The organism is Saccharothrix hoggarensis, assembly GCF_042678885.1.
GTDB classification, from domain to species: Bacteria; Actinomycetota; Actinomycetes; order Mycobacteriales; family Pseudonocardiaceae; genus Actinosynnema; species Actinosynnema hoggarensis.
The window spans coordinates 1-8,593 of record NZ_JBHTLK010000180.1 but is presented as its reverse complement, the minus strand read 5'-3'; the positions used below and the strand labels follow the sequence as shown (position 1 = coordinate 8,593).

The following is an 8,593-nucleotide window of genomic DNA, read 5'->3' as shown; positions in this document are numbered from 1 at the left end:
GGGGCTGTCGGGGCTGTCGGGGCTGTCGGGGCTGTCGGGGCTGTCGGGGCTGTCGGGGCTGTCGGGACGGTTGCCGGAGTCGTCGTCCGAGCGGTCGTCTGAGCGGTCGTCGGTCGGTCCGGTGGCCCTGCGGCCGCTGGGACAGCCGTTGACGGTCGCCCGGCGTGACGTCACACCGCCACGCCCCGTGCCGGTGGTGCGGGGCGCGGCCGGCGGACCCAAGCCGTCCGCCGCAGCAGCGGGCAGCACGGCAGGCACCAGTACGCCAGGGAGCAGCACGCCGGTTCCCTCCACCTCCGGCAGCAACGCGTCAGGTAACAACCCGTCGGCGGGTGGCACGTCGGCAGGTGGTGCATCGGCAGGTGGTGCCGCTCCGATCGTGCAACGGTCGGTGAAGCGGGGTGCGCGGACCGACGCGCCGTTGCTGGGCGAGCCGTTGACCGAGCTGCCGCCCAGCGCGGTGGTGGCTCCGGACAACGCGCCCCTGACCGCCGGGCCGGTGGTGCAGCGGGCCCAGTGGACGAACCCCGCCACCAACTCCCCGGCCAACCCGGCACAGGTTCCGCCGGCCGTCCAACGGGCTCAGGCCAACGCCGCCGCCCAGCCGACGCTCACCACCCCGGCCACCCCGACGTCCCGACCGGCAGTCCCGCCCAAGCCCGACAACCCGACCACTCCGACACCCGCGGTCCGGCGAACTCCCGGCGAGCCATCCTCCCCAGAGCAGGCGCGACCAGTAGTCCGGCCGGCCGACACCAACCCCAGTGCCCCCGCCACCTCTACGCACCCCGCGTCACCACCCACGGTGCAGCGGGCAACCACCGACGCTCCCGCACCGGTGGTCCGGGGTGGCGAGCCGCCCCGGACGTCCGCGACCGCCGAGCGGCAAGCCGACTCGTCACCGATCCCGGTGGTGCAGCGAAAAACGGCGCGGAGCGAGACCCGGAACGAGGCGTCGGCCGTCCGCCCGGTGATCGGGATCGGCGCGCCGATCTCGGAGATCCCACCCACGGCAGCCCTCGACCCCACCGGGCCGAGGCTCCCCACCCCCGTCCAGACCTCCACCGCACCCGTCCCGCCGGTGGTCCGGACACAGCCCAGTCCCGCGCAACCCGGTCCCGCCCAATCCAGTCCTGCACAGCCCAGTCCCGCGCAACCCAGTCCCGCACAGCCCAATCCGGTGCGACCCACTCCCGCACAGCCCGACCCCGTGCGGACCAACCCGGCCCACACCGGCCCGGCCCACACCAACCCGGCCCAGAGCAACCCGGCCGACAGCACCACGGCTCAGGCCAACCCCGCGCCGGTCGCACCACTGCCCCTCCAGCGACCGGACCAGCGGTCGGATCGTCAGCCGGAACAGCGGCCGAATCACCGGCCGGCCGGGCGGCAGGACCAGCGGTCGGACAGCGGTCGTCGCGGAACGTCCCCTCGTCCCGAAGTGGTGCCCGTCGCCCGATTGGCACCCACCCGAACCTCGACCACTCCCCACCCGACCGTCCAGCGCTCCACCGTCCAACGCTCCACCACCCAGCTCGCCACCACCCAGCGCTCCACCGCCCACCTCACCCGCCACCGCACCGCACCACTGATCGCCGACCGCCCCCTGGTCCTCCGCAGCGCCATCGAGACGTCGGCACCCCCGCCGCGGACCAACCCGACCAGCAAGGTGGTCCCGGTGCGCTGGACCCCGGAACCCCAGGTCCAGCGGGCCGCGCAACGCTCCCCCGTCCGCCCCGCTCCACCGCGACCGCGGCCGACCACCCACCCGACGCAGAACACCCCCGGCCCGCCGGTGGCGCCCGCGTACCCGCCGGTCGCGGTCACGGCACCGCCTCTCCCCACCACACCACCGAGACCACGTCTGCCGACCGTGCAACGCGCGACCGGCGCGTCGAGCGAACCGCGACCCGTCAGCAGACCGCCGACCCCCACGCCCACCCCGGCGCAAACGATCACCAGAGCCACCACCAAGACCCAACCCGAGAGCGACGACGAGACCGACGACGCGAAGCCGCACCACGCGCCGTCCCGCGCCGACCTCGACCAGCTCGCCCGCTCGCTGATCGACCCCGTCAGCAGGTTGCTGCGGGCCGAGGTGCGGCACGGGCGGGAGCGGGCCGGACGGCTCCACGACCGCCGCCGCTGACCGCGCCACCCACCCGTCGAACACCCAGCCGAACCAGGAAGAGCCCGATGTCCGACACCATCTTCGCCACCAGCGTCTTCTTCCGGCTCGCCATCGCGGGCAACGACCTCGGCGCGTTCCACACCTGTGACGGCATGGGCGCGCAGATGGAGGTCGAGCAGTTCGCCGAGGGCGGCAACAACGGCTTCACGTGGCAGCTGCCGTCCCGCATCACGTGGTCGAACATCACGATGACGCGGCCGGTCACGAGCGACACGGCGAAGGTCGTCAAGTGGCTCAACGACGTCGTCAAGCGGGTCGAGCGCAAGGACGGCGAGATCGTCGCGCTCACCCCGGACGGGACGACGATCGCGAGCTGGCAGGTGCAGGGCATCGTCCCGGTCCGGTGGCAGGGCCCGTCGTTCGACCCGGCCACCTCGCAGGCCGCCGTGGAGACGATCGAGTTCGCCCACGAGGGCATCCAGGCGTCCTGAGAGGAGCACGTCGTGGCAGGCAAGGCAGGCGCGAGCCTCACGCGCGCCCAGCTGGTCATCATGGAGCCGCCCGCGAAGGTGGGCGCGCGGCCGGGCGGTCGGCTCGCCAGCGTCAAGTTCCAGTTCAACCCGAACTCGCTCAGCCTGACGAAGAACGTCGAGTGGCGGCGCAGGCCGTCGCGGATGGCGGGGCAGACGGCGGTGCCGGAGTTCGTCGGCAGCGGGCCGCGCACGCTGTCGGTCGAGGTGTTCCTCGACGCCACCGCGACGCACGACAACTCGGTGGAGAACCGGGTCGAGCAGCTGCTCCTGGCGTGCGTGCCCACGAAGAAGAGCCGGGCGAAGAAGAAGCCCGCGAGCCCGTGGGTGCGGTTCGAGTGGGGCACGGCGAAGACGACGTCGTTCGACGGCGTGCTGTCGAACCTGTCGGTGGACTACTCGCTGTTCGACGTGGACGGCAAGCCGCTGCGCGCCCGGTGCGGGTTGTCGATCGAGGAGGCCGGGTCCGACGTGCCGGGTCAGAACCCGACGTCCGGGTCGCGCGAGGCCCGTCGCACGCACCGCGTGGTGGCCGGGGACAGCCTGCCGGAGCTGGCGTGGCGCGAGTACGGCGACGCGACCGCGTGGCGGGTGATCGCCGAGGCCAACGACATCGACGACCCGATGTCCCTGGCGCCGGGCGTGGAACTGCTGGTGCCCGCGGTGGAGGAGGTGCGATGAGCAACGTCGGCCGGGCGTTCGCCGCGCTGCCCGTGGTGCGGGCGGGTTCGCTGACGGAGGCGTGGAACGAGCGGCTGGTGAGCTGCGTGGTGGACGAGAACGTGGGTCTGCCCGACTCCGCCGTGCTGACCTACCACGACGACAACTTCGAGCTGCTCGCCGATGCCGCCATCGAGATCGGCACGCCGGTCCGGGTGTCCGTGTCGAGCGTGCTGGACAACGGGACGGAGCCGCTGTTCACCGGCGAGGTGACCGCGGTGGAGGCGGACGCGGACTCGACCGGCTCGTTCACCGTCATCCGGGCCATGAACAAGGCGCACCGGCTGTTCCGCGGCCGGAAGGTCGAGGCGTTCCGCAACACGACCGCGGCCCAGGTGGTGCGGCGGGTGGCGAAGGGCGCCGGGCTGACCGTGGGCCGGATCGAGGTGGCCGCGGTGACGTACCGGCAGATCAGCCAGCCCGCGATCTCCGATTGGGAGTTCCTGCAGCTGATCGCCCAGGAGCACGGCGTGGTCGTGCAGGTGGACGACCAGGGCGCGTTGGAGCTGGTCAAGCCGCGCGCGGCGGCCGGCGCGCCGCCCGTGGGCACGTCCGCGGACGTGAACCCGCTGGTGCTGCACCACCGCGACAACCTGCGGTCGGTGCGCGCCTCCCTGTCGAGCGTCGACCAGGTGAGCGGTGTCGAGGTGCGCGGCTGGGACGTGGCCACGAAGAAGGCGCTGGTGGCCGTGGCGCCCGCCGTCGTCAGCACGACCGTGGCGCCGGGCATGTCGCCGACGGTGATCGGCAAGGCGTTCCGGGCGGGCGCGCGGACGCTGGTGGCGGACACGCCGTACGCCACGCAGGCGGAGACGACCGTGGTGGCGCAGTCGCTGGCGGCGGCGGCCAGCGCCGGTTTCGCCGAGATCGAGGCGGTCGCCGACGGCGAGCCGAAGCTGCGGGCGGGCGTGCCGATCACGCTCAGCGGCGTCGGCGCCGCGTTCAGCGGCCGGTACACGGCCACGTCGGTGCGGCACGTGCTGGAGCCGGGCGAGGGCTACCGCAGCATCGTCACGGTGAGCACGTCGCCGGACCGCTCGCTGGCCGGCCTGACCGCCGGCGCGGCGCCGCGCACGGGCCGGATGCCGGGCCTGGCGACCGCGATCGTCACCGACATCAAGGAGGTCGGCGGCGAGCGCGGGTGGGTGCGGCTGAAGTTCCCGTGGCTCGACGACAACTACGTCACCGACTGGGTGCGCACGGTGCAGCCGGGCGGTGTGCGCGGCGGCGGCGTGTTCAGCCCCGAGGTCAACGACGAGGTGCTCGTCGGCTTCGAGCAGGGCAGCCTGGACCGGCCGTACGTGCTGGGCGGCCTCTACAACGGGGTGGACCAGCCGACGCCGCACGCCGTGCCGCTGGTGGACCGCAAGAGCGGCCGCGTCAACCGCCGGTCGCTGGTGTCGCGCGGCGGCAACCGGCTCGACCTGCTCGACGGCATGACCGCCGCCGGCGTGCGGCTCACCACCGGCGACCAGCGGCTCGACATCACGCTCGACGAGAAGACCGGGCAGGTGGACATCCAGGTCCGCGGTCCGGGCGGCGGTCGGCCGCTCGGCGCGATCACGCTCACCAGCCGCGGCATCACGGTCGACGCGATGAGCGGCGACCTGGTCCTCAACGGCCGCTCGGTGAGCGTCAACGGGGCCACCGTGTCGGTCAAGGGCACCGACGTGTCGGTCAAGGGCGTCAAGTCGGCCACGGTCGACGGCGGGCTCCGGGCCGTGCTGAAGGGCGCCGAAGTGCACCTCAACCCCCCGCTCGCACCCTGAACCCCCTGATCGCGAAGAGAGGTCGACATGCCATCCGCCGTCCGGCTCGGTGACCAGACGTCCCACGGCGGCGCCGTCGGTCCGCCGCCGCCCCCGGCCGCGGTCCTGGTGTCCTCGGTGCTCATCGAGGGCCGACCGGCCGCCGTCATCGGCAGCACGCACGTGTGCGTGGTGCCGCCCCACGCGGCCCTCAGCCCGGCGAACGTCCTGGTGCCCGGTCCGGGTTCGGCCGGTCCGCCGGTGCTGATCGGCGGCCTGCCCGCGGCCCGCGTCGGTGACCGCACCTCGTGCCAGGCCAACGTGATCGTCGGCGCGCTGACCGTCCGGATCGGAGCGTGACGTGAACTTCATCGGTCGTGGCTGGGCGTTCCCGCTGCGGGTCGGCCCCACCGGCGGCATCGGCATGGTGGAGCGCGAGCAGGAGATCGCGGAGGCGATCCGGCTGGTGCTCGGCACCGCGCCCGGCGAGCGCCCGATGCGGCCGGAGTTCGGCTGCGGCATCCACGAGCACGTGTTCGCCTCGGCGGACGGCGCCACGGCGGGCCACATCGCCCGCGAGGTGCGGGCCGCGCTGGAGCGGTGGGAGCCGCGCGTGGACGTGGACGACGTGGTCGTCGCGTTCGACTCGGTCGACGTGGGCACGGTCTACATCGACGTGCGGTACACGATCCGCACCACCAACGACCAGCGCAACCTGGTCTTCCCCTTCTACACGATCCCCGCCGAAGGGAGCGCGGACTGATGGCGCTGTCCGCACCGAACCTCGACGACCGGCGTTTCCAGCAGCTCGTGGACGAGGCCAAGCGGTACGTCCAGCAGAGCTGTCCGGAGTGGACGGACCACAACGTGTCCGACCCCGGCGTCACGCTCATCGAGACGTTCGCGCACATGGTCGACCAGCTCGTCTACCGGCTCAACCGGGTGCCCGAGCGCAACCACCTGGCGTTCCTCGACCTGCTGGGCATCACGCTGTTCCCGCCGGCCGCGGCCCGCGCGGACGTGACGTTCTGGCTGTCCGCGCCGCAGCCGCAGACCGTGCTGCTGCCGGTCGGCACCGAGGTCGCCACCGAACGCGCCGAGCTGGGCGAGCCGGTCGTGTTCGCCACCACCGACGAGCTGGCCGTGGTGCCGTGCTCGCTGGAACGCCTGGTCACGCGGACCGCGTCCGGTGAGCACGCCGACCGCACCCGCGACCTGGAGGCGGGCCGCGACGTGCCGTGCTTCCAGGCCGCGCCCGCGCCCGGCGACGCCACGCTGTTCGGGCTGTCGGCCGCCGTGCCGCGGTGCGTGGTCGTGCTGCGGCTGGACAGCCGGGTGGAGGGCATCGGCGTCGACCCGCGGCAGCCGCCGCTGGTGTGGGAGGCGTGGGACGGCCAGGACTGGGTGCCGTGCGGCGCCGACGAGGACTCCACCGGCGGGCTCAACCGGCCCGGCGAGGTGGTGCTGCACGTGCCCGCCGGGCACACCGCGTCCGTGGTGGCGGGCCACCGCGCGGGCTGGCTGCGCTGCCGCGTCACCGAACCCGAGCCCGACCAGCCGTTCTACCGCGAGTCGCCGACCGTGCGGGAGGCGGAGGCGTTCACGATCGGCGGCACGACCGTCGCCGAGCACGCCGAGACGGAGGTCGACGTGCGGCTGGGCGAGTCCGCGGGCGTGCCGGGCCAGCGGTTCACGCTGCCGCGCGCCCCCGTGCTGCTGGACGGTGACCCTGTGGTGGTGCGGGTGTCGGCGGAGGACGGGTGGCAGGACTGGACCGCGGTGGACCACTTCGGCGCGTCCGGGCCCGACGACCGGCACGTGGTGCTGGACGCGACGCGCGGCGAGGTGCTGTTCCCGCCGGCGGTGCGCGAGGCGGACGGGACGCTGCGCCGCTACGGCGCGGTGCCGGCCAAGGGCTCGGTGGTGCACGTGCCGCGCTACCGGACCGGCGGCGGCCGTGCGGGCAACGTCGCGCGCGGCTCGATCTCGGTGCTGCGCAGCTCGGTGCCGTACGTGGCGGCGGTGGAGAACCGGGAGGCCGCGAGCGGCGGCGTGGACGGCGAGACCGTGGACGAGGCGAAGTTGCGCGCGCCCCACCAGCTGCGGGTGCAGGAACGGGCCGTCACGGCGGAGGACCACGAGCACATCGCCCGGCTGGCCGCGCCGTCGTTGGCGCGGGTGCGGTGCCTGCCCGCCGAGGGCGGCGGCGCGCGGGTGCTGGTGGTGCCGGACGCGGTGGCCGACGAGGGCGACCGGTTGCGGTTCGAGCAGCTGGTGCCGTCCGAGGAGGTCCTGCGCGCGGTGGCACGTCGGCTCGACGAACGGCGGCTGCTCGGCACCAGGTTGGTCGTGGAACCCCCGCGCTACCAGGGCGTCACGGTGGTGGCCCGGCTGGCGGCGTCGTCCGACGGGCTCGGTGTGCGGGAGGAGGCGGCCGACGCGCTCTACCGCTACCTGAACCCGTTGCGCGGCGGGCCGGACGGCGTCGGGTGGGAGTTCGGCCGGCCGGTGCAGTTCGGCGAGGTGTTCGCCGTGCTGCAGAACGTGCCGGGGGTGCGGCTGGTGGAAGAGGTTCTGCTGTTCCCCGCCAACCCCGTCACGGGCGCGCGTGGCGCGCCGGTGGACCGGGTCGAGGTGGCGCCGAACGCGTTGGTGTTCTCCTACCAGCACCAGATCGTGGTGACGGGGCCGTGAGCCGCGCCGCGCTGCCCGAGCTGCCCAACCGGTACCCGTTGGGCGCGATGCTGCCCGCCCTGTACGCGGCCGACGACTTCGCCCAGCGGTTCACCTCGGGCCTGGACGCCGTCCTGTCGGCCATCCTGTCCACTTTGGACAACCTGTCGTCGTACTTCGACGCCGACCTCGCGCCGGCGGACTTCGTGCCGTGGCTGGCGTCCTGGCTCGCCGCCGACCTCGACCCGACGTGGCCGGAGCCGCTGCGCCGCGAGGTCGTCGGCCGGGCGGTGGCGCTGCACCGGCTGCGCGGCACCGCGCGCGGCCTGGTAGCCCGGTTGGAGCTGTGCCTGGACGTGCGGGCGGAGGTCGTGGACGGGTCCGGGGTGACGTGGTCCGACCGGCCGGACACCGACCTGCCGGTCCCGGAGTCGGACGCCGTCGTGGTGCGGGTGCGGCCGGGCCGGTCCGGGGTGGTCGACCGGGACCGGGTGGAGGCGCTGGTCGAGTCGGTGCGGCCGGTGCACGTGACGTGCGTGGTGGAGGTGGTGGACGGTGGCTGACGTGCGCCAGTGCCCCCAGTGCGGCGCGCCGGTGCCGGACGGGGACGACTTCTGCGGCAACTGCGGCACCTACCTCGGGTGGGCCGACCAGCTGCCGACGGAACCCGACCTGCCCCAGCTGACGCTCGACTCGGTGCTGCCCGACCCGGCGCCGCCCACCGCGGCGGCCCTGCTGCCCGACCAGCCCGGACCGGTGCCGCCGGCGCGTCCCGTGCCGCGGCGACCGCT

At 74.2% G+C, this 8,593-nt stretch carries 10 protein-coding genes; 9 read left to right on the top strand and 1 reads right to left on the bottom strand.

Annotation, left to right across the window (positions count from 1 at the left end; translation table 11 throughout):
- A partial coding sequence (locus ACFQ3T_RS26715) for a hypothetical protein (RefSeq protein ID WP_380727096.1) occupies positions 1–549 on the bottom strand: 549 nt, incomplete at its 3' end.
- Between the two features lie 910 nt (positions 550–1,459).
- Here ACFQ3T_RS26715 and ACFQ3T_RS26710 point away from each other — a divergent pair.
- From ACFQ3T_RS26710 to ACFQ3T_RS26670, 9 genes are all read left to right on the top strand, one after another.
- Positions 1,460–2,149: a hypothetical protein gene (locus ACFQ3T_RS26710; RefSeq protein ID WP_380727094.1), complete on the top strand. Its 690-nt coding sequence runs from the start codon at positions 1,460–1,462 to the stop codon at positions 2,147–2,149.
- Positions 2,150–2,196: 47 nt separating this feature from the next.
- On the top strand, positions 2,197–2,622 hold the full coding sequence (locus ACFQ3T_RS26705; RefSeq protein ID WP_380727092.1) for a phage tail protein: 426 nt from the start codon (positions 2,197–2,199) through the stop codon (positions 2,620–2,622).
- 12 nt (positions 2,623–2,634) lie between these two features.
- On the top strand, positions 2,635–3,342 hold the full coding sequence (locus ACFQ3T_RS26700; protein WP_380727090.1) for a CIS tube protein: 708 nt from the start codon (positions 2,635–2,637) through the stop codon (positions 3,340–3,342).
- On the top strand, positions 3,339–5,150 hold the full coding sequence (locus ACFQ3T_RS26695) for a VgrG-related protein (protein WP_380727088.1): 1,812 nt from the start codon (positions 3,339–3,341) through the stop codon (positions 5,148–5,150). Before ACFQ3T_RS26700 ends, ACFQ3T_RS26695 begins: the two co-directional genes overlap by 4 nt.
- A 27-nt stretch (positions 5,151–5,177) precedes the next feature.
- Positions 5,178–5,489, top strand: a complete 312-nt coding sequence (locus tag ACFQ3T_RS26690; protein ID WP_380727086.1) for a PAAR domain-containing protein — start codon at positions 5,178–5,180, stop codon at positions 5,487–5,489.
- A gap of 1 nt (position 5,490) precedes the next feature.
- A complete protein-coding gene (locus ACFQ3T_RS26685) occupies positions 5,491–5,892 on the top strand; it encodes a GPW/gp25 family protein (RefSeq protein ID WP_380727084.1) in 402 nt (133 codons plus the stop codon).
- Entirely contained in the window at positions 5,892–7,823 is a 1,932-nt protein-coding gene (locus ACFQ3T_RS26680) for a putative baseplate assembly protein (protein WP_380727082.1), read from the top strand. The genes ACFQ3T_RS26685 and ACFQ3T_RS26680 overlap by 1 nt, the downstream gene beginning before the upstream one ends.
- A complete protein-coding gene (locus ACFQ3T_RS26675) occupies positions 7,820–8,365 on the top strand; it encodes a phage tail protein (RefSeq protein WP_380727080.1) in 546 nt (181 codons plus the stop codon). The genes ACFQ3T_RS26680 and ACFQ3T_RS26675 overlap by 4 nt, the downstream gene beginning before the upstream one ends.
- The coding region (locus tag ACFQ3T_RS26670; protein WP_380727078.1) for a zinc ribbon domain-containing protein at positions 8,358–8,593 on the top strand (236 nt) is incomplete at its 3' end. The genes ACFQ3T_RS26675 and ACFQ3T_RS26670, both read left to right, overlap by 8 nt.

Excerpts from the sequence above, each read along its gene's own strand:
- ACFQ3T_RS26690 (WP_380727086.1), top strand. The coding sequence starts at position 5,178 with ATGCCATCCGCCGTCCGGCTCGGTGACCAGACGTCCCACGGCGGCGCC.
- ACFQ3T_RS26695 (WP_380727088.1), top strand. The coding sequence starts at position 3,339 with ATGAGCAACGTCGGCCGGGCGTTCGCCGCGCTGCCCGTGGTGCGGGCG.
- ACFQ3T_RS26705 (WP_380727092.1), top strand. The coding sequence starts at position 2,197 with ATGTCCGACACCATCTTCGCCACCAGCGTCTTCTTCCGGCTCGCCATC.
- ACFQ3T_RS26680 (WP_380727082.1), top strand. The coding sequence starts at position 5,892 with ATGGCGCTGTCCGCACCGAACCTCGACGACCGGCGTTTCCAGCAGCTC.